Raw genomic sequence first — 21,974 nt, 5'->3', positions numbered from 1 at the left:
CCATCAAAACACCAACCGCATCGGAATAGCCCCGCAAGACATGCGCCCGCGTTCGCAGCGTATTTTGTCCCGTCGCATGCGTCAGTGAAGGACGCTTCGCCGCGGAAGACTCATCGACAAAAAACGCGCGGCAAAAACAAAACCCATCGGAGGCGCCCTGATGCGGCCTCATTTCAGATTATTGATAAAAGTCGCGCACACATAGCCGAGCCACACGGCCAGAAAGCAGATCACAAACGTGAGCGTGGCGTTGGCTCCCGCGTGAAACCACTCGCCTTCGCGGGCGAGCGCAAGCGTCTGGATGCTGAACGACGAATACGTCGTGAAGCCCCCGAAAATGCCGGTCATAACAAACTGGCGCGCCGTGATCCCGACCAGAAACCGCCCGTCAGGAGCGGTGATTGTTGCAAAAAATCCGATCAGAAACGAGCCGCTCACATTGACGATAAACGTGCCCCACGGAAACGTTTCACCGACATGGTGCGCGACAAAACCGGAAAGCGCGAATCGCGCCAATCCGCCAATCGCGCTGCCGAGAGCTATCCAAAAGTAGAGTGCCATGAGAGATTCCTTTTGTATGTAATGAGAACACCAAGTAGGAATCATCAGCAAGTCTCGCGACCGGCGGTTTCCCCGTAAAGGGGCGGCAGAAATCCATTGCCGTTGTGTTGGGAACGTTAGCACACAAATTTCATTTCACAAGCACGTCATTTCCAAGCCGCAACTTGACAAAGCCCCGTCGCTCGCGACAACTTTCATGCTTTATGCGCCCCCTCGTGCAATGCATCGCCCTCTTCATGGCCGCCATCTGGCTGCCGGCGACGCAGCATTGCATGCTCGACGCAATCGGCCTCATCGAGGCGCACGTCATCGATCACGACCACCAAACCGGTTGCGACCATCACACCGACACAACGCAGCACGCGCACGACACCTGCGTGCTCGTCGAGTTTTCCTCCTGGTTTGACACCGCCGAGCACCTCAACGCCCCCGAGCCATCGGCCCTCAACGCGTGCGCCTGCCTCATCGAAACACTTTCCGCCTCGCTAATCGCACTTTGCGTTTTCGAACGCCCCCCCCCCTCCTTCCCCTCCGATCCGCCTGATTGGTTACCCTCGCGACATTTCACCGAACGCACCGCGCCCGTGTCGCGCGCCCCCGCCGCCTCCCTCGCCTGATCAATCCCCGCGCGGATTGACAGGTTCTTCCCATCCCGACGCCTCGCCCGCGACGCCGCCGCGCGCGCCCATGCGAAGCCCTCCCCCGCCCGTCCCGTATCCATTTTTCAACTACAACAAACACACAACATGAAGCACATCCCGCACATCGCCCTGGCCCTCCTATTCACCCTTCACTCTTCACCCTTCACTCTTCTCCGCGGCGCTCCCGCCGCGGAAGCCACAACCATCCCCGCGCTCATCACCGAGATCAGCGCGAAAAATCCCGAGCGCGCATTCTACGAAGCCGAGATTTCCGCCGCCCGCTCCAGCGCGCGCGCCGCCACGCGCCTCGCCGATCCCGAGCTTTCCGTCGAACTCGGGCGCACGCGCGTTCGCGCGTCCGACGGCTCCCTCGCGGGCGAAGGCGCCGCGTGGTCCGTCTCGCTCACGCAAACCTTCGACTGGCCCGGACGCCTCCCGCTCCGCAAGGCCATCGCCAGCCGCGACATCACCCTCGCCGAGCTCGGCCTCGCGCGCTTCGACCAGGCGCTCACCGCCCGCGCGCGCGTCCTCGCCACCGGCCTGCACTCCGCCGCCACCCGCGCCGACGCCATTCGCGAAGTCGCCGACCGCTTCACCGCGCTCAAGGAAACATTCCTCGCCCGCGATCCCGCCGGCCTCACCCCGCTCCTCGACACGCGCGTCATCGAAGCCTCCGAGCTCTCGCTCCAGCGCCGCGCCACCGAGGCCGAGCTCGCGCTCCACGCCGCGCTCATCGAGCTCAACCAGCTCCGCGGCGCCGCCCCCGACGCCCCGCTCCGCATCGACGCCCCGCACGATTACGCCGCCACACTCGCCGCGCCGCCCGAGCGCAACGCCCTCCTCGCCGCCGCCCGCGAAAACAACTTCGAATACCGCATGCGCCGCGTCGAACTCGAGCAACAAGGCTACGCCGTCCGCCTCGCCCGCAACGAACGCTACCCCGGCATCGCCGTGAGCCCCTACTACTCGCAGGAAAAAGCCGATGGCACCGAGCGCTCCTTCGGCATCGGCCTCTCCATCCCGCTCCCCGTCACCGGACGCTCCGGCGCCGCCGTCAACGAAGCCGAGTCGCGCCGCCGCCAGGCCGAGGCCGCCGCCTACCTTGCCGAGCGCGAACTCGACCGCGACGTCCTCCTCGCCGCCCAAACCCTCCAAACCAAACTCGCCGAAAGCGCGCGATGGAAACCCGACACGATAACAAAATTCCGCGAAGCCGCCGCGCTCGCCGACCGCCACTACCGCCTCGGAGCCGTTCCCATTTCCACCTACATCGAACTGCAAAACAGTTATCTCGACGCCGTCGAATCGCTCCTCGACACGCGCAACGAAGCCCTCGAAGCCGCCCTTCGCCTCGAGGAACTCACAGGCCTGAAGCTCGTTCCGCTAAGCGGCGCGAACTCCAAATGAAGAATGAAAATGGAGAATGTAGAATGAAAACATCCACGAACCACGCCAGCGCAAGGAGCGGCGGCGTCCCGCCGCCGGACGCGACAAAGTCGCGCCCCATTTTGTTCGCCATCACGCTTATCGCCGCCCTCGCCTTCGCCACCTCCTGCTCGCGCCACGACGACCACGCGGGGCACGATCACGCGGGCCACGATCACAACAAACAACAACACGACAATCACGACCACGCGGACCAAAATCGCGCAGCCCGCGATCACGACGCCCACGACGGTCATGATCACGCCGCGCACAGCGCCCCCGAAAAAACAGACCCGCACGCGGACCACGATCATGCCAAGCCCGACCGCGACCACTCCGCGCCCGGCCATGATCACAAAACCGAGCCCGCCCAAAAACGCGATCCGCACGCAGGCCATTCGCACGGCGCGTCCGAGAGCACAAATGTCACCTACGACGAAAAGAACGGCCTGAAATTCGACGACGCCACGGCGCACGCCATCAACCTCGCCACCACGCGCATTGTCACGCGCCCGTTTGCGCACCGCGTCATGCTCAACGCCACCGTCGTCGACGCCGGCCCGCCCGTGCAAGTCACCGCGCTCGTCCCGCCCTCCGTTGCCGACGACATGCAGGATCACCCGCACGAAGGCGTGCGTATCCTCGCCATTAACCGCGCCCTCACGCACGCCACCGGCCAAGTCGAAGTCACCCTCGCGCTCGCCGACATTCACAACATGGCGCAGACTGCAAAGTCCGTCTCCTCTCCGGGCACGGACATCGGCGACAGCCTCGCCATTCCGCTGATCGGCCCGCCCGAGCAAAAGCTCACCATTCCCAACACCGCCGTGCTTCGAACCATAGAAGGCACCTTCGCGTATCTCTATCACGACGGCCATTACCGCCGCACGCCCGTCGTGCTCGGCATGACCGACGGCGCCCACACCGAAATCATCTCCGGCCTCGCGCCCGACGCCCCCGTCGCCGCCACCGCCGTCGAACAACTCTGGCTCACCGAACTCCGCCTCACCAAAGGCGGCGGACACTCGCACTAAAAAAAGAATGCAGGAGTCAGAAGTCAGGAGACAGCTACAAACCACCAAGCCTCCTGCCTTCGCCTCCGGCTTTCTACATTCTGACTCCTGACTCCTGTATTCTGACTCCTTTTCCATCCTCTTTCCCAATGATCAATCGCATCCTCGAATTCTCACTCCGCCAGCGCCCGCTCGTTTTGCTCGGCGCGCTCGCGCTTCTTCTCGCCGGACTCTGGTTCGTCAACCGCCTGCCGATCGACGCCGTGCCCGACATCACCAGCACGCAAGTGCAGATCAACACCGAAGTCAAAAACCTCGCGCCCGAGGAAATTGAAAAACTCGTCACCTTCCCCATCGAAATGGAAATGAGCGGCATCCCCGGCGCGCGCGAAATGCGCTCGCTTTCCAAGTTCGGCCTCTCGCAAATCACGATCGTCTTCGAGGACTCGGCCGACATCTACCGCGCCCGCCAGCTCGTCGCCGAACGCCTCGCCAACGCCGCCGAGTCGCTCCCCCCGGACTCGCGCCCAAGCTCGCCCCCATCACCACCGGTCTCGGCGAAATCTACTACTACGTTGTCGATTACAAACACGACGCCGCCGGATTGAGTGGCATGGCCGACCCGGCCATGTCTTCAGATCACAAACATCCTGAACATGGGCAAGCCGCCCATGCCACTCAACCCACACAACCCATTCCGCATTCCGCACTCCGCACTCCGCATTCCCCCATCCCCGCCACACGCCCCGAGCAGCTCATGGAGCTCAAGCTCCTCCACGACCAAGTCATCAAGCCCGCCCTGCGCGCCGTCCCCGGCATCGCCGAAGTCAACGCCTCCGGCGGCTACGAAAAACAAATCCTCGTTTACCCGCGCCCCGACGCGCTCCTCGCCGCCGGCATCACCACCGCCGAGCTCGCCGACATCATCGCCGCCAACACCGAAAACGCCGGCGGCGGCGCGGTCCAGATCGGCGGAGAGCAAATCATCATCCGCGCCGATTCCCGCGTGCAAACCACCGATGACATCGCGCGCCTGCCCGTGAAGTTCCGCGGACTCGCCTCGCGCCCCCTCCTCGTCTCCGACCTCGCCGAGGTTGCCATCGGCTCCTCGATCCGCACCGGCTCCTCCACGCACAACGGACGCGAAGCCGTGCTCGGCTCCGCCCTCATGCTCACCGGCGAAAACCCCCGCATCGTCGCGCGCCGCATCGCCGAAAAAATCGACGAACTCCGCCCGCGCCTCCCCGACAACGTCGAGATCATCACCGTTTACGACCGCACCGAACTCGTTGACCGCACCATCAACACCGTCGCGCACAACCTCACCTACGGCGCGATCTTTGTCGTGGTCGTTCTCCTGCTCCTGCTCGGCAACATCCGTGCCGCCCTCATCGTCTCGCTCGCCATCCCCCTCTCGTTCCTCTTCGCCATCACCGGCATGGTCGAGACCAACCTCAGCGGCAACCTCATGAGCCTCGGCGCGGTCGACTTCGGGCTCATCATCGACGGCGCCGTCGTCATGGTCGAAAACATTGTCCGCCGGCTCGGCCTCCGGCAGCACGAAATCGGACGCCCGCTCAACGCCTCCGAGCGCAACCAAACCGTCCTCTCCGCCGCCAAGGAAGTCGGCCGCCCCGCGTTCTTCGGCGTCCTCATCATCACCATCGTTTACATCCCGCTGCTCTCGCTCACCGGCATCGAAGGCAAGACCTTCAAGCCCATGGCGCTCACCGTCATCTACGCGCTCATCGGCGCGATCATCCTCACGCTCACGCTCATGCCCGTGCTCAGCAGCTACATCCTCCGCGGCAACATCTCGCACAAGGACAACCTCGTCATCCGCGCCCTCAAGGCCGCCTACCGCCCGCTCCTCGCGGTCGCGCTCCGCCTCCGCTGGCTCATCGTCGCCGCGTCGATCGCGCTCTTCGCCCTCGCCGCGCACACATTTAAAAACCTCGGCGCCGAGTTCATCCCGCAACTCGACGAAGGCTCGTTCGCCACGCACATGATCCGCACCACAAGCATCGGCCTCGACGCCTCCGTCGCCATGCAGGAAAAAACCGAGCAAATCATCCACCAACAATTCCCGGGCGTCACCACGACCTTCTCGCGCATCGGCACGCAGGAAGTCGCCACCGACCCGATGGGCGTCAACGTCGCCGACACCTACATCTTCTTCAAACCCTTCGACCAATGGAACGGAACGGCGGTCTCCAGGTCGCCGGACGCGCGCAGCGCGCCAATTCCGCATTCCGCACTCCCCACTCCGCATTCCAAGGCCGACCTCGCCGCGCAACTCACCACCGCGCTCGAAACCGCCATCCCCGGCCAGGCCTACCTCTTCAGCCAGCCCATCCAAATGCGTTTCAACGAAATCCTCGAAGGCACGCGCGCCGACATCGCCGTGAAAGTCTTTGGCGACGACTACGACCAAATCGAGCACATCGCCACCGAGGCGCGCGAAATCCTCGAAGCCATCACCGGCGCCGCCGACGTCGAATTCGACTCGCTCGGCAAATCCCCGCTCCTCGAAATCAAACTCAAACCCGACGCCATGGCGCGCTACAACATCCACGCCTCCGAACTCAACGCCGCCATCGAAACCGCGCTCGCCGGGGCCGACGTCGGCACGGTCATCGAAGGCAACCGCCGCATCCCCATCGTCGTGCGCGTCACGGACGACATCCGCTCCCGCACCGACGAAATCCTGCGCATCCCGCTCCGCGCCGAATCGCCCGACACCCTCCTCACGCTCGGCCAGGTGGCCGACATCGTCGTCACCGAAAAAGTCGCCGCCATCACCCGCGAGTCCGGCCAGCGCCGCGCCGCGATCATGGTCAACCTCCGCGGCCGCGACGTGGAAAGCTACGTCCGCGAGGCGCAGCAAAAAATTGCCGCCGAAATCAAGCTCCCCCCGGCTACACGATCGAGTTTGGAGGCTCCTTCCAAAACCTGCAGCAAGCCCGCGCGCGCCTCGCGATCATCGTGCCCGCCGCGCTCGCGATCATCTTTGTCCTCATCTTCATCGCCTTCGGCAGCCTCCGCCAGGCGCTGCTCATTTACACGGGCATCCCGCTCGCCGTCACCGGCGGCGTCTTCGCGCTCTGGCTGCGCGACATGCCCTTTTCGATCAGCGCCGGCGTCGGCTTCATCGCCCTGAGCGGCGTGGCGGTGTTGAACGGCCTGATGATGGTGAGCCATTTCAATACCCTCCGCGCCGAAGGCCTGAGCGTCCGCGACACGGCCATCGAAGGAGCCCTCACGCGTTTGCGCCCCGTGTTGATGACAGCGCTCGTCGCCAGCCTGGGTTTCCTCCCGATGGCCCTGGCCACCGGCCCCGGCGCCGAAGTGCAGCGCCCGCTCGCCACCGTTGTCATCGGCGGAATCATAACAGCGACATTCCTGACGCTGATTTTATTGCCCGCGCTTTATGATACGTTTGAGAAAAAACAAAGATGATATTGCATTAAAATCCACCAGCTCGTTTTGAAGTATGCTGTCACATCCAAGGTATGGCGCTTCCTCATAGGCGCTACCTTGTTTGTCATTTGTCGCACGCCAAAGGTGCGCCATTCAGCAGCCCAGGGTCGAACTCGCGAGACCTTGGGCAGACGGTAGAAAACAATGCCCCGAACCCATTGTATATTTTGCAGACCACCCGCAAAAAAAGACCGGGCGCGAACCTGGTCTTTTTTAAGTTTAAGCGTCAGCACTGACGCGTTTATCGCGCTTACCAGAAGATGATGTAGAGCACGATTGTGAGCAGCACGATGCCGATGCCGACTTTCTTCACGCCGGGCGAGGTCTCCAGTGCGATCGCCGTGTTCACGGGCATCTTCACCGGCTCCTTCAGCGGATTCACGAGCGTGCACACCGTAAGCACCGCGATGACAACGCCGAAGCAGATCGCCATGCGATTGAGAAACGCGATTTCAGGCGTGAATACCTTGAGCGCGCCATAAAGCACCGCGTTGATGACGATGCCGAGCCAGCCGAGATAACGCGGAGCCTTGTGCACCAAAAATCCAAACAAAAACACGCCGAGCACGCCCGGGCTGATGAAGCCTTGGAATTCCTGGATGAAGGTGAATATGCCGTTGTATTTCGGACTGCCCAATCCCGGCGCAATGACACACGCGATTCCAACAAAAATCAGCGTGCAGGCCTTGCCGACGTTCACGAGCACCTTCTCGTTGGCTCGCGGCGCCAGCTTGTGGAAGATGTCCATTGTGAAGATCGTCGAGGCCGAGTTGAGCATCGCCGCAAGCGAGCTCACGACCGCGCCGAACAGCGCCGCAAGCACGAACCATGTGTAGCCCGGTTTCAGCAGGTTTTTCAACAGCGTGCCGTAAGCCGCGTCATAGTCGTATCCGACAATTTTTGTCGCCGAACTCACGCCCTTCTTGTTCGCCGCCGCCACCAAGTTTGTGTTGGCCGCAAAAATCTCGGTCGCAGTCGAGGCGGCGCCAACCTCAAGGGGCGCGCCCGCCTTCGCGGCGTTGTGCGAGACAAGCGCCAGCGCCGTCGCCGTGTCGCGTTTCGCGAAGTTTTCGGTGAACGGAAACACCTTCTCCGATGAGCCCGACTGGAACTCGACCAGCACCTGCCTGTTCTTGATGTCGGCCTGCTCACGCAAATCGCCATGGTAGAGATTGAACGCGAGAATGCCCGGAATGATCACCACAAACGGAATGAGCAGCTTGAGAAACGCGGCGAACATGATGCCCTTCTGCCCCTCGGCGAGAGACTTCGAGCCGAGCGTCCGCTGCATGATGTATTGGTTGAGCCCCCAATAGAAAAAGTTTGGAATCCACAGGCCGATGAGCAGCGCCGTCCACGGCACCGCCGGGTCCGACGCCGGACGCACCATGTGGAATTTGCCGCCCGCACCGTTTTCGCCCGCCATCGCGGGGCCGGAATTGAGCAACGTGAGGCGTTCGATCGGGCCCGCGTCGGCGAGCTGCGCCACCGTCACATCGGACGTGGCCACCTTCGTGACGATCAGTTCCGCGGGATCCTTCTGGCCGATGGCGCTGAGGGCGAGCACGAGCACGAGCGCGCCACCCGCGATGAGCGCGGAGCCCCAGATCAAGTCGGTCCACGCGCACGCGCGCAAACCGCCGACAAACACATAAACCGCCGCGCTTATTCCGATAAGCCAGCACGACACGGTGATGTTCCCCATGTCGAGCCCGAGAATCGTCGTGCCCTGGAAAAACACCGTGATGACTTTCGAGCCCGCAAAAATCACCGACGCCGTCGGCACGCCGACGAGGATGACCATGGTCACGATCGCCATGATTGTCCGCGAAAGCACGCCATAGCGGTGCTCAAGAAATTCCGGCACGGTGTAGATGCCCGCGCGCAAAAGTTTCGGCAGAAACAAAAACGCCACCACCACAAGCGTCACGGCCGCGAGCCATTCGTAAGACGCGATCGCCAGGCCCAGCCAGTCGGCCGCCTGCCCCGACATCCCGACAAATTGCTCGGTGGAAATATTCGCCGCGATCAGCGAAAATCCCACAAGCCACCAAGTCAGCCCGCGCCCCGCGAGGAAGTAGGAACTGGCGCCTTTCGGCTCGTTCTTGCTGTTGGCAATGCCTTTCCAGGTGCCAAAGCCAATGACTGAGATAACTGCGACAAAGAACAGGACTATATCAAGTGTGCTCATTTTGATTATGCCCGGACGCGAATCCGGAGAGTGGGTGCTGGTGGGTTTGTGTGCGTTTGTTAAGGTAAACGGCAACTGCCTTCGTGGGCGGTTGCCGAAATGAAAACACGAAAAATGTGGAAAATCCAAGCCAAGGCGAGAACAGAAATCTCGACCAAAAGGATTACGTCCTTGCGTCCTGCTTCGGTTGATTGGGAAGGAGCGCGGAATGCAGGGAGGACCGCCCGGCCGCATTTTCAAACAACACAAACTCCGCCCTTGCCGTTCACCCGCCAGCCCGATTATCTGCACAGCTTTTCCACACAAACAGAACGCCCACGAACGCCACACGCCACCCATGATCCAAACCATCGCCGTCCTCGATTTCGGTTCACAATACACGCAAGTCATCGCCCGCCGCATCCGCGAGTGCCAGGTTTACTCCAAGATCTACCACTTCGCCACGCCCGCCGAGACACTTCGCGCCGACGGCGTCACCGGCATCATCCTCTCCGGCGGCCCCGGCTCCGTTTTCGCCCCCAACGCCCCGATGCCCGACAAGGCCATCTTCGAGCTCGGCGTCCCCGTGCTCGGCATCTGCTACGGCGTGCAACTCATGGGCAGGATCCTCGGCGGAAAAGTCGCCCGCAGCAAACACCGCGAATACGGACTCGGCACGCTCGCCATCCGCAAAAAATCCCCGCTCCTCGCCGGCCTCCCCCGCAAGCTCCGCGTCTGGAATTCCCACGGCGACCGCCTCATCGCGCTCCCGCCCGGCTTCGCCGCCGTCGCCCGCACCGAGAACTCCGAGTTCGCCGTCGTGCAGGACACCAAGCGCAACTTCTACGGCATCCAGTTCCACCCCGAAGTCTCGCACAGCGAGCACGGCATGGACATCATCCGCAACTACCTCTTCGGCATCTGCAACACCCCGAAAAACTGGACCACCGCCGACTTCATCAAGCAAACCGTCGCCGAAATCCGCGCCCAAGTCGGCAAGGGCCGCGTGCTCCTCGCCCTCTCCGGCGGCGTCGATTCCTCCGTGTGCGCCGCGCTCCTCCACAAGGCCATCGGCAAACAACTCACCTGCGTTTACGTTGACACCGGCCTCATGCGCAAAAACGAAACGCAAAACATCGAGAAACTCTACGCCAAACATTTCAAAATCGACCTGCGCGTCGTCGACGCCGCGCAACTCTTCCTCAAGCGCCTCAAGGGCGTCAACGACCCCGAGCGCAAACGCAAAATCATCGGCGGCGCCTTCATCGAAGTCTTCGAGAAAAAAGTCCGCGAACTCAAAACCCGGGAAGGCATCGAATACCTCGGCCAGGGCACCATCTATCCCGACGTCATCGAGTCGATGGCCATCGGCGGCAATCCCGCCGCCATGATCAAGTCTCACCACAACGTCGGCGGCCTGCCCGAGCGCATGAAGTTCAAGCTCGTCGAGCCGCTCCGCCAGCTCTTCAAGGACGAAGTCCGCCAAGTCGGCACCAAGCTCGGCCTGCCCAAGGAAGTGGTCTGGCGCCAGCCCTTCCCCGGCCCCGGCCTCGGCGTGCGCGTCGTCGGCGACATCACCAAGGAACGCCTCGACGTCCTCCGCGAAGCCGACGCCATCCTCCAGGATGAAATGATGGACGCCGGCCTCTATTACAAAATCTGGCAAACCTTCTGCGTGTATCTGCCGGTGAAATCCGTCGGCGTGATCGGCGACGAACGCAACTACGCCGACGTGATCGCGCTGCGCCTCGTTGACTCGATCGACGCCATGACGGCCGACTGGGCCAAGATCCCCAACGAGCTCCTTCAAAAAATCTCGAACCGCATCACCAACGAAGTCCGCGGCGTGAGCCGGGTCGTCCTCGACATCAGCTCCAAGCCCCCCGCGACGATCGAGTGGGAGTGAGGAAAATGCGGAATGCGGGTTTCGGAATGCGGATTTATCAAACCAGATAGCCCCATTCCTTTCCCGCATACCGCTTGCGCGCCCTTCATTCCGCACTCCGAAATCCGCATTCCGCATTTATGAAAACCCTCTCCGCCACCTCCAAGACCTTCGCCGACGAACTCGCCGCGTTCTGCCGCGCCGCCGAGCCCTCGCCCGAAATCGCCGCCAGCGTCGCCGCCATCCTCGCCGATGTCCGCGCGCGCGGCGACGAGGCCGTATCCTACTACGCCGCCAAGTTCGACAGCGCCAAGCTCCGCGCCAAGGAATTCCGAGTCAAACCCACGCTCATCGCCGACGCCGCGAAAAAACTGCCCGCCGCCGAGCGCAAGGCAATCGAGGCCGCGCACGCGAACATCCTCGCCTACAATCGCAAAAACCTCCCCGCAAACTGGACGGCAAAAAACAAGCACGGCGCGGAAGTCGGCGAAAAATTCGACCCCATCCGCCGCGTCGGCCTCTACATCCCCGGCGGACAAGTCCCGCTTGTCTCCACCGTGCTCATGACCGCCACGATGGCGAAAATCGCCGGCTGCCCGCAAATCGCCGCGTTCACCCCCTCCGATCCCTCCGGCAAAGTCTCCCCCTCCCTGCTCGCCGCGCTGCACATCGCCGGCGTCGACGAAGTTTACCGCATCGGCGGCGTGCAAGCCGTCGGCGCGATGGCCTACGGCACGACAACCATTCCCGCCGTCGACAAAATCTTCGGCCCCGGCAACGCCTACGTCTGCGAGGCCAAGCGCCAGGTCTTCGGCACCGTCGGCGTCGATTCGCTCCCCGGCCCCAGCGAGCTCATGGTGATCGCCGACGACACCGCGCGCGCCGACTTCGTGGCCGCCGACCTCCTCGCCCAGGCCGAGCACGGCTCCGGCCGCGAAAAAATCTACCTCGTCGCCACCTCGCAAAAAATCATCGACGCCATTTCCGGGGAAATCCAATCACAACTCAAATTGATCGCCCGCTCGGAAAAAACGCAGGCCGTCCTGACCGGCGGATTCCTCGCCATCGAAGCGCCCGCGCCCGACCAGATCGCCGACATCGCCAACTACGTCGCGCCCGAGCACCTCGAAATCATCACCAAGCCCGCCGCCGAGAAAAAACTCCTTCGCGCAATCACGACCGCCGGCGCGATCTTCCTCGGCAATCACACCCCGACCGCGCTCGGTGATTTCACCGCAGGCCCGAGCCATGTGCTCCCGACCGCGCGCACCGCGCGCTTCTCGAGCGGCCTGCGCACGGCGGATTTCATGCGCCGCACAAGCATCGTCCGCTACGCCGCCGCGAGCGTGAAAAAAGCCAATGACGTCACGAGCCGCTTCGCCGCGATGGAAAAACTCGACGCCCACGGCCGCTCGGTAAAAATCCGCGCGTGATTTTTTTCGCCCGCCTGTTGTCACGGATTTGAGCCGCGCCATTGCGCGTGGTTTTTATTGGTTTGGTATTTGCCGCGCGCCCCGGCCTCGCTTATGCAACGAGCCCATCAATGCACAGCAGCCACAATCCGCCTCCAGAACCAACCGCCGAGCAGCTCGCACACGCGCGCGCCGAACACCGCAGGCACGTTGAATTCTACCAGCGACTCCAGGAAGTTTCCTCGCACCACAATCCGCGCTTCTCTGTCACGAACATCATCATCGCGCTGAACATTGTCGTGTTTGTTGTAATGGGTTTTCTCGGCGCGGGCTGGTTCATGCCCGCGGAGGACGGGATGCTCGTCTATATAAAATACGGCGCGAACAACGGCGCGGCCACGACCAACGGCGAATGGTGGCGGCTTCTCACGTGCATGTTCATGCACTACGGCATCATTCACATCGCCGTGAATATGTGGGCGCTGTATCAGGCGGGCGCGTTTCTTGAAAAGTTGCAGGGCCGCTTCATCTACGCGCTCATCTATCTCGCCAGCGGGCTTTCGGGCAGTTTCGCAAGCATCATCTGGCACGGCGACCAGACATGGAGCGCGGGCGCGTCCGGCGCGGTCTTCGGCGTCTTCGGCGCAATCCTCGGCTACATGCTCAGGATGCGCAGCGGTCTTCCCGCGACCGTTTACAAGCCGATCATGAAAAGCACCGCCACATTCGCCGTCTATAACATCGCCTTCGGCGCCGCTGTGACGGGCATCGACAACGCGGCGCACATCGGCGGTTTTGTGGGCGGCGTCGTTCTCGGCGCGGCGCTCGCGCAACCGCTCAACCTGAGCCTGCGCCGCATCCGCCGCCTGCAAACGCTCGGCCTCGCGGGCCTGCTTTTCACAGCGCTGATTTTTGGCGGCATAAAACTCACGCCGCGTTTTAACTATTCGGTCACCGACGAGCTCGCGTGGGGAACGAAGGAGGCGTCGATCCTCAATAAGCTCAACACGCTTGGAACCTCGCGCAATGGCGTGCTGAAAAAGTTTGCCTCCGACAACAACACAAGGGAGCTCGCCAACTGGATCGACTCCAGCCTCATCCCAACCTACCGAGAGCTTCTGGAGGAAACCTCGTCGCCGCGTTTTAATCCCGATCAAATTACAGCAAAACGACAAAAGCTCCTCATCACGGCCTTGGATGAAAGCCGCCAAACTTGGGCCGACTTCAACACACGACTGAAGGACGACCGGGCATTCGACCTCTCGACATGCATGCAGCGCAGCAATCAAATTGTCGCCAATTTCAACCAGGCAAACAAAGCGCTCAAATACGAAACACTCCCAAGGAAAAACAAAAATCCAGCGACCGGAGCGTCGGATTCATCCTCCTGACTCCTGCATCCCGACTCCTTTCATCCACCCATGCGCATCGCCGTCATATCCGACACACACGACCGCTACCCGCCGCATTTGCCGCAACGCATCCAAGGCGCCGATGAGATCTGGCACCTCGGCGATGTCTCCGCGCCCGCCATTCTCGACGAGCTTTCGCTGATCGGCCCGCCGCTGCATGTTGTGCAGGGCAACTGCGATTTTTATCCGTGGCCCACCTCGCTCCGGCGCAAAATCCATGATGTGTGCTGCCAGCTTGTCCACGCGCCGCCCCCGGGCCTGCTGCGTGAGTATTGCGACATTCTTCTGCACGGGCACACGCACATCCCGCGCGACCAGGTGATCGACGGCATTCGCTGGCTGAACCCCGGAAGCGTTTCACTGCCGCGCGGGGGTCATCCTCCAAGCTTCGGCTGGCTGACCATCGGTCCGGACAAAAGCGTCGAGTGGAGCATCGAGCATTTGTAGCCGCAAATCGACAGGCTCGTATAACAGATAACCGTGATTTTTTGAACAAGCACCATGCAATACATCTTATCATTGATGGCGAGGATATGAGCCAATGATGTTATAAATATACCATAACATCATTTTTTGATCGCGAGAACTTCCATGCCGCCGCCACGAAATGAAAATGCCCATTTGGCCATGGGAAGACGGCCTATGGTTTTTTCAAGCAAACGCGCAAACCCCGGAAGAAATTTTCTCGCCACACCTATGATATAGGCGAGATTGGTCGCCTTGCCTCGGGCACGCGCATAAACAACCTTAAATCCATTTTTATTCAGCATGTCGGAAAGCGTCGCCGGCGAAAAATAATACAAATGTTCCTCGGGTTTGAGGTGCACCCATTTTTCTCCCATTAGGGAACGCCAGGGGCTGGCATAGTTGGGCGTGTGCAGCATGAAAGCACCACCTTTTGTCAATACCCGCGCAACCTCGCGAATTTCCGCGGCGGGATCGCCATAATGCTCGATCACATCGTCCATCACAACGGCTTCAAATGAAGCCGGCGGAAATGTCAACTCCCGCAACGGCTTGTCATGCACAAGCAATTTCAATTCATTTCTGGCATACTGAAAAGCCCCGCCGGAAAGCTCTATGCCCGTGACCTGCCAGCCGCGCTGCCGCGCCTCGTTCAGCAAATATCCAAACGCGCATCCGACATCCAGCAGCCGACCTTTTTTGGGCAACTGTTTTTCGATGCTGTTCAACTGGCTTGAGAAAAAATTCTCATGCAACTCGCGATCAACCGTATAGTCGTTGTATCCGGTGACATCCTCCTCTCCCCGCTGAAAATAGGCCGAATCTCTGTAGGTTGCCAGAATGGCCTCCTGTGTCAGGCGCGGATTTATATAAACAAGGCCGCATCGTTTGCATTGAACCATGCTGTATACACGACCGCCAGGCACTTGTTTTTTACAGACCAGCCCGGTTTCGTCGCCGCCACAATTCGCGCATTTGACCGTTTCAATATCAGGATCGTCAATATTCGCGTGAATGATCGATTCCTTGACGGAGAAATCCAATCGACGGCGAAACGCGGGCACGCCGATGATGATGCCCAGCAGCAATGTCGTCGCCAACGATATTTTCACGCCGGTGACAAGCCCGGGTTGTTTGTATTCCAGTTTCAGCACATGCCGTCCTTGTGCGAGCGGGATTGCGCGCATGGCGTAGTTGGCCGGCATGACGTCGTAGTTTGTTTGCACGCTTCCGGGTTGCGTCGTCGCCTTCCAGCCCTTCGCATAGGCGTCCGTCATCAGCAATAGGGTCGCCTTGTCGCAAATGATTTCAAGCGTCCAGCTGTCCGATGTCACGCCGAGAAGGCGGACCGTATAAGCGACGTTTTCATTGTCCGGAACAGGGTTCGGTTCGCTTTCCAAAATGACTTCCTGCTTGGGATTGAAACCCGGCTTGGTCATCTCGCTCAAAATCAGATCGCGTTCCTTTAACACTTTATATTTGGAAACGATAAGGAAGCGCGTCAGCGGCTCGCCCATGTCAACAACCTTGCCGTCCGGCATGAAAGCGTAACGCAGGCGAAACATATTAAGCAGGGGGGATTGCTGGCGGAACGGCGGATTCTGGCTCGCCTCGTCGGGGTTGATTCCCTGCGAAAAATACATGTATTCGGCATAACGCTTGAGCACCGAGGGATCGTAACCCCAGAGGCCCTCCGCGCGCCATGACATGTTTGCCGATGAAAGCGGGAAATTCAACGTGCGGTAATCGCCTTGGTTTTGCCGTATCACCTTGGCGAAGTAGGGCAGGTTTTGAGCGTATTCCGCGGGGTTTGTTTTGGCGAGGCTGGCGGGGGGCAAAAGCATCGCCTTCGCCGCCTCGAAGTCGCTTGTCGATTTCCATGCGAATACGCCGAGATTGATGACCGCGCACGCGCCGACGCCCCAAACGAGTTGTCTGCGATGGCGCAGACCGAGCACCAACGCGCCAAAGGCCAGAAGCCACACGCCATTGGCGATAAGCGTATTGCCCGTCAGCGACCGGGCAGTGTCCTTGAAGTCGGGAATTTGGGCAAACGCCACGGAAGCTTGAAAATAGGTCTGTTTTGAAGTGGCAAGCGCCTCGAAGGTGCGCTGCCACGTATTTTCAAGCGCGCCCGTTTTAATCAACAACCCGGCGCCCAGAATGATTCCGGCGATTGCAAAGCTGGCGACGGCCAATCTGAAGTTTCGCCCGTTTTCGACAATCATGCGGTTTATGCCGTTACCGGCGAGCATCGCCATGAACAATCCGAACAAATATATGAATTTCGACGTTCCCCGGAACGCGCCGTAAAAGGGCACGTATTTATATAATAATTTATATATTGGCATATAGGCGCCCATCGCCAGGACGAGCACGCAGGCAAGCACTATGCCCGTGCGCCAGCGGTTGGCGCGGCTCAGTCCCGCGAAGCCGTGCGCCGCCAGCGCCAGCATGCAAATGCCGAAAAACAACTGCATCTCCCAAAGGTAACAACGCCCCCAATATACAATCTGCCCATCCCCCCGTATAACCACGGTGCGAAGAGTGTGAGCAAATTCTCGGGATTGAGGCTGAACATCGAGGCGAATTCGTAGGACGCGCCCGTGGAGCGCACTGTCTCGGACAGGGCGCAATACCCGGGCAGCAGTTGCGCGGCGCACAACAGCACGGCCATCGGATACAATGCGAGAAGCCCGAGGGCCGTGCGCCGGAATTGCCGGCCGAGATACGGCAGGTGCACCAAAGAATACAGGCCGGCTATGATCGCGGTGTAATACACATATTGGGGGTGTCCCGCGTAAACCTGCAGGGCAACGCCCGCCGCGCCGGCGACAAGCCAGCCCGCATGTTTGCTGCGCAGCCAACCGTCGATGCCTATGAACACCAGAGGCGCCCACGCCATGGTGCCCAAATTTGACACATGCCCCGCATACACGTGCATGTAAAACGTGCCGCCAAGCATTGCCGCCGCACCCGCCACAAAGGCGGCGCCGGGTTTCATGCCACGCATGGCCGCCCATATGTAGGCAAGCAATCCGAACAGGAGCACATGGATGCTCACCCACCAGTTTATGGCCGTCACCGGATTCAGCATCCCGAGTATCCATGATGGAGGATACAGCATGGCCGACTGAAAATCAGCCAAAAACGGATGTCCGCCGTAGGTGTAGGGGTTCCAAACAGGAAGGTTGCCCTGTCCGAGCTCGGACGAGGCGAAAGTCTGCGAGTGCAGGTAATATGCATATATGTCCGTCCCTATCTCGGAAACAACGTGTGTCGTCGAAAACAAATACTTCCCGAACAGTATCAATACTATTAGCAAAAGGGCGCCGCACCACGGCAGGTGTTTTTTCAACGATATTTGCGCGGCGAGATTCCGGGCCCATGAAACAATTCGACTCAAGGCTTTCACAATTATTATGATTGTTTGTTTTATTTATTGAGAAAGATGGACGGTATTTGCATCGGCTGCTGAATACCCGTGCCGCCAATGCCTAGACCGGCGGGATTTATCAAAGCAGGAGCGGCTGTGCCTGTTTGCATTTTTTGAGCAATATCCAAGTTGCGGCGCGCGTCCGCAAGGTTGGGGTTGATCCTCAGCGCCTTTTGCAGCGCGAGAACTGCGTCGGCACGGCGGTTCGCCTGCATAAGCGCGACACCGTAGTTTGTCCAGATGATGGGATTGCCACCGTCGATCTCAATCAATCGCGTCACCGGGTCGCCGCCCATCATCTCGCACACGACGTCAAACGCCTCGGTTCCATTCATCTGACGCAGCAGGGAAAATGCCTCGCGCTGGTCCGCCTTTATCAATTTGCCGAACAGGTCGCCCCCGCGCATTTCGAGCAAGTGCGCGAGCGGCTCCTCGCGCATGTCGAGAATCATCGATTCGTAGGCGTCGCTGCCCCGCATTTTGCGCAATGCCAAATAGGCGGCGCTGCCCTTGAGCGTGAAGATTTCCTTGAATTCGCCGCCGGCGTCGAGCTTGAGCAAGTCGTTGAGGATTCCTTTTTCGGCGAGTCGTTTTTCGAGGGCCGCCCCGCTCTCCTCCTTGACCAGGTTTTCGAGCGTATCGACGGTCTTGGCCTTGCGCAAATCGTCGAGCGGGTCGCTGACGCGCAACTTGATCAGTTCCGCAAGCGCCGCGCCGCCCTTCAATCCGAGCACACGCTCGTAGGAGTCGCCGCATTTGGCTTTCAACAGCTTGCCAAGCGCCGCGCCATCAGGACTGTTGACCAAGTCGCCAATCGTCACATTACCCCGCTCGGAGAGCAGCTGTTGCAACGTCTGGGATCCCCTTTCCCGCAACATCTGCGTGAAGTTGGGGCCGCCCTCGGCCCTGAGTATTCTTTCATACACCGGCGCGGCCTCGGCGCCCTGCTGAACCTGTGTCAACGCATTGGCATAATTCACCATGAACGCGCCGATCGGCATGAGTCGCATCGCGCGCCGGAAATACGGAAGCGCCTCGGCATTGCGTCCTTTTTGAAGGAGAAGCACACCCATGTTGTTATTCGTCTCGGCCAGGTCGGGGCGCAGGCGGTTGGACTGCTGGATGTGATAATACGCCGCGTCGCGGTTGCCGCTGTCGAGCAGCACCTTGCCATAGCGGCTGTGAGCCTGCCACGCGTCTGGATTTTTCGAAAGTGTGTAGCGCCACATGTTTGTCTCGTTCAGAAACACGTCGCTGTATAAATTTCCGTTGAACGCCACCAGCACCAGCGCCGCGATGCCCGCGCCCATCGCCCACGGTTTGCCCTTGTCGGAAACGCAATCGTATAGTTTCGCCGCGCCCGCGATCATCAACCCGATCACGCCGATGACCGATATATACAGGAAGTGATCGGCCACCCAAGTGATACGCATGTAGGACATGTCAACAAATCCGAGCACCGGCACGAGGAACCCGAAGAAAAAGCCGAGGCCGAGTATCAGGTGCTTCCCCCAAGTTTTGCGATAAACCCAGAATAAAATCACCAGCGCGATAAACGCCACCCAAGGCAAAAACATCCACAGCGGCGGGTTCTCCGGCACTTCCCATCGCGGATAAATCGGCATCAAGGGATACGGATCGAACGGCCACACGCACTGCTTCAAGTAGAAGAAAACCGCCGCGCCCGCGATCACGATGCGCGACCACCTGCCGCCAACCGGAATGACCTCCGAGCCAATGGCGTTCTTGTGCTGAAAATAAACCGTAACAAGTGCGATTATTATCGCCATGGCAAAAAATGGCGCGGTGCTGAGCACAAGGTGTCTCACCGCGCGCCATTGCGGGCCTTTTTTCTTGTTCCACAGCTGGACAAACCCCCACGTTATGACAAGTGCGACAAGCATGCCGGCCGCGAATTTCAGGCTCCCGGAAGGCGCTATGATTTCCTTTATCAGCGAGCTCGTTGAGTTGGCCTGCGAGCTTATGGTATCGGGTCCCACCAGCCATCTCATGGCGACGATTGTGCCGCAAGCAACAGCGGCGCAAAACGAGGCAAGCGCCATGAAAATAGGAGTGTCCCGAAGCTCCAAACTGTCGTCCTTCCACCATTTATACAATACAAACGCGAAGGGAAGCACGATGACCGCGCTCTTGCTCAATAGCGCGGCCACAAACAATATTAGTGACGCCACGAGATTCCCCGTTTTGCCACCCTCGTGATATTTTATAAATGTGATCGCCGACAGCAGCATGAATATAAGCGAAATTGTATTCTTCTGCTCCGACACCCAGGCGACCGACTCGACAAGCACCGGATGGATCGCAAACAGCAACCCGCCTATCCACGCCCATCTTATTCTTAATAATGAAAACAATTGCCACACCAGCAGCGCGTTTATCACGTGCCAGATCGAGTTTATAATATGATAACACGTGTTGTCGAATTTCCATATATGCCATTCTATCCAGAGAATCGTTGTTTTAAGAGGCAGATAGTCCGCTCCGACATTGCCTTTCCAAATTTCTTTCAATCCCGCCCATGACTGAAGTGCACCATTGGCGGTGATTTCCTGGTCGTCATCCCAGAGCCAGGTGCCGTGAAACGCCGGCGACGCCACAAACAAACCCGTCGCCACAATGATCGCCGCGTAGAGCAGAATCCTGTGCCAGTCGTGCTTCACGACCGGAGTCGACAACGGTTCGGACGCGGCGGTTGCGGAACCGGAGGCGGCAGACGGCGCGACGGACGCGCTCTTGAGACTGCGCGTGTGTTCCGGAAAATTGCGGGATGATTTGTCGTTCATTGAAGATGGGCGGTGCGTTGTTTGTATACGGAGCAAACCGTGTCGAACACTTGCGACACGGGGATGTTTTTCATGCAGAGATTGTTGTTGCAGGCGGTCTGGCGGTTGTTCCACGCGTTGATGCACGGCGAGCAGGCGAGACCGAGCCAGATGTTGTGATTGCGCGGGCTGAGCGTGCCGAAAAGCAGCGGCGTCTCGGGGCCGAACAACACAACCACATCGACCGGCGTGAGCGCCGCGAAATGCGCGGGACCGCTGTCGTTGGTGACGAGAATTTCCGCCAGTCCGTAAACAATCAGGAGCTGGCGCAGCGTCGTCTTGCCCGCGAGCGAGAAACAGCGCGCGTCATTCACCTCGGCAACGAGTTTTCCGATTTTTTCCGCCTCCGAGGGGCCGCCGGTGAACGCAATCGCGATGTCGGAATGCGTTTCCAAAAGCCGCCGCGCGAGCTCGACGTAATTCGAGTTCTCCCAACGGCGCAAGGGCATCAGGTCGCTCGCGTTGGCATTGAGCAAAATGACTCGGCGCGTGCGCCCGGAGGCGTCCGTTCCCGCGAGCTCGCGAAGCATCGCGGCAACCTCCTCGCGCTCGGAATCCTCCGGCTTGAAATGCGCGAGCGACATCTCCGCGGGCGGCGTGAATCCAAACGTCGGGAAGGCATCGGGATCGTTGTCGAGCGCGCGCACGAGCGAAAGAAACGTCTTCGACGCGTGCATGTGCGAATTATACAACACGCGATGCGTGCACAGGTTTCCGCGATACGGCCCCTCGCCAAAATAACAGTGAAAACCGACGCGCATCCGCGTGCCCATCATGTAGGCGATGATGGCCGACGCGCGCGCGAAGAACTCCATGTCGATGCACACGTCGATTTTGCGACGGCGGATTTCCCACAAACGCGAAAGGCAACTCGTCACCATCGACACCGCCGACTTCGTGCGAATCGTGAGCACGTTCTCGCGCGGAATCAGGTCCATCACATCAAGGATGAAGCGGTTCTCCTCGAACATGAGGAAAAAAACATTCTCCTTGCCCACCTTCGCGACAGCCTGCCGGATGGCCTCGTTTGCAAGAACCGTCGAGCCCTGCTCGGCGAGTTTCAGAAAAATAATGTTCTTGGGCGCCGTTTTTATGTCGGGCCTGAAAATCAAATCCATGAGCCAGCGCCAAAAGGTAAAGCAGGCACAGATATACGGAAACACCCATCCGTCAATTTGTTGCAAACGTTTAGTCTGGGCGCTTGGTCGGCTCATAAGTAGTGGGCATGCAA

At 60.0% G+C, this 21,974-nt stretch carries 13 protein-coding genes, 1 pseudogene and 1 riboswitch; of the genes and pseudogenes, 8 read left to right on the top strand and 6 right to left on the bottom strand.

Going from position 1 to position 21,974, the window contains the following annotated elements; all coding sequences use genetic code 11:
• Window positions 1–168: 168 nt before the first annotated feature.
• Entirely contained in the window at window positions 169–561 is a 393-nt protein-coding gene (crcB, locus tag CKA38_RS10200) for a fluoride efflux transporter CrcB (RefSeq protein ID WP_108825376.1), read from the bottom strand.
• 28 nt (window positions 562–589) lie between these two features.
• A riboswitch (Fluoride riboswitch) is annotated at window positions 590–671 on the bottom strand.
• A gap of 93 nt (window positions 672–764) precedes the next feature.
• Between crcB and CKA38_RS10195 the strand changes: the two genes are divergently transcribed.
• The 4 genes and pseudogenes from CKA38_RS10195 (at window position 765) to CKA38_RS10175 (ending at window position 7,099) form a co-directional block, all read left to right on the top strand.
• Window positions 765–1,178, top strand: coding sequence for a hypothetical protein (locus CKA38_RS10195; protein ID WP_108825375.1), 414 nt, complete (start codon window positions 765–767; stop codon window positions 1,176–1,178).
• Window positions 1,179–1,307: 129 nt separating this feature from the next.
• On the top strand, window positions 1,308–2,609 hold the full coding sequence (locus CKA38_RS10190; RefSeq protein WP_108825374.1) for a TolC family protein: 1,302 nt from the start codon (window positions 1,308–1,310) through the stop codon (window positions 2,607–2,609).
• 23 nt (window positions 2,610–2,632) lie between these two features.
• A complete protein-coding gene (locus CKA38_RS10185) occupies window positions 2,633–3,661 on the top strand; it encodes an efflux RND transporter periplasmic adaptor subunit (RefSeq protein WP_108825373.1) in 1,029 nt (342 codons plus the stop codon).
• Window positions 3,662–3,789: 128 nt separating this feature from the next.
• A pseudogene (locus CKA38_RS10175) lies at window positions 3,790–7,099 on the top strand (efflux RND transporter permease subunit).
• A gap of 271 nt (window positions 7,100–7,370) precedes the next feature.
• Here the strand turns inward: CKA38_RS10175 and CKA38_RS15755 are convergent.
• Entirely contained in the window at window positions 7,371–9,311 is a 1,941-nt protein-coding gene (locus CKA38_RS15755) for a sodium:solute symporter family transporter (protein WP_161554843.1), read from the bottom strand.
• Window positions 9,312–9,648: 337 nt separating this feature from the next.
• Here CKA38_RS15755 and guaA point away from each other — a divergent pair, with 337 nt between their 5' ends.
• The 4 genes from guaA (at window position 9,649) to CKA38_RS10145 (ending at window position 14,446) form a co-directional block, all read left to right on the top strand.
• Window positions 9,649–11,196, top strand: a complete 1,548-nt coding sequence (gene guaA / locus CKA38_RS10160) for a glutamine-hydrolyzing GMP synthase (RefSeq protein WP_108826538.1) — start codon at window positions 9,649–9,651, stop codon at window positions 11,194–11,196.
• 119 nt (window positions 11,197–11,315) lie between these two features.
• Window positions 11,316–12,608 (top strand): histidinol dehydrogenase, encoded by a 1,293-nt coding sequence (gene hisD / locus CKA38_RS10155; RefSeq protein ID WP_108825369.1) that lies wholly within the window; start codon window positions 11,316–11,318, stop codon window positions 12,606–12,608.
• A 110-nt stretch (window positions 12,609–12,718) separates the two neighbouring features.
• Entirely contained in the window at window positions 12,719–13,978 is a 1,260-nt protein-coding gene (locus CKA38_RS10150) for a rhomboid family intramembrane serine protease (protein WP_152032793.1), read from the top strand.
• A gap of 30 nt (window positions 13,979–14,008) precedes the next feature.
• The gene (locus CKA38_RS10145; RefSeq protein ID WP_108825367.1) at window positions 14,009–14,446 is read left to right on the top strand and encodes a metallophosphoesterase family protein; all 438 of its coding nucleotides are present in this window, start codon (window positions 14,009–14,011) and stop codon (window positions 14,444–14,446) included.
• A gap of 119 nt (window positions 14,447–14,565) precedes the next feature.
• On the opposite strand, the gene CKA38_RS10140 is transcribed toward CKA38_RS10145, so the two are convergent.
• The 4 genes from CKA38_RS10140 to CKA38_RS10130 all read right to left on the bottom strand — a co-directional run bounded on the left by CKA38_RS10140 (window position 14,566) and on the right by CKA38_RS10130 (window position 21,861).
• The gene (locus tag CKA38_RS10140) at window positions 14,566–16,944 is read right to left on the bottom strand and encodes a class I SAM-dependent methyltransferase (RefSeq protein WP_161554842.1); all 2,379 of its coding nucleotides are present in this window, start codon (window positions 16,942–16,944) and stop codon (window positions 14,566–14,568) included.
• On the bottom strand, window positions 16,884–17,822 hold the full coding sequence (locus CKA38_RS15750) for a glycosyltransferase family protein (RefSeq protein WP_161554841.1): 939 nt from the start codon (window positions 17,820–17,822) through the stop codon (window positions 16,884–16,886). Before CKA38_RS15750 ends, CKA38_RS10140 begins: the two co-directional genes overlap by 61 nt.
• Before the next feature lie 77 nt (window positions 17,823–17,899).
• A complete protein-coding gene (locus CKA38_RS10135; protein WP_108825365.1) occupies window positions 17,900–20,704 on the bottom strand; it encodes a tetratricopeptide repeat protein in 2,805 nt (934 codons plus the stop codon).
• Complete coding sequence (locus CKA38_RS10130; RefSeq protein WP_161554840.1) at window positions 20,701–21,861, bottom strand: glycosyltransferase family 9 protein; 1,161 nt, start codon at window positions 21,859–21,861, stop codon at window positions 20,701–20,703. The genes CKA38_RS10135 and CKA38_RS10130 overlap by 4 nt, the downstream gene beginning before the upstream one ends.
• Window positions 21,862–21,974: the final 113 nt, after the last annotated feature.

It is taken from the genome of Ereboglobus luteus (assembly GCF_003096195.1).
GTDB classification, from domain to species: Bacteria; Verrucomicrobiota; Verrucomicrobiia; order Opitutales; family Opitutaceae; genus Ereboglobus; species Ereboglobus luteus.
This window is presented reverse-complemented; position numbering and strand designations above follow the sequence as displayed.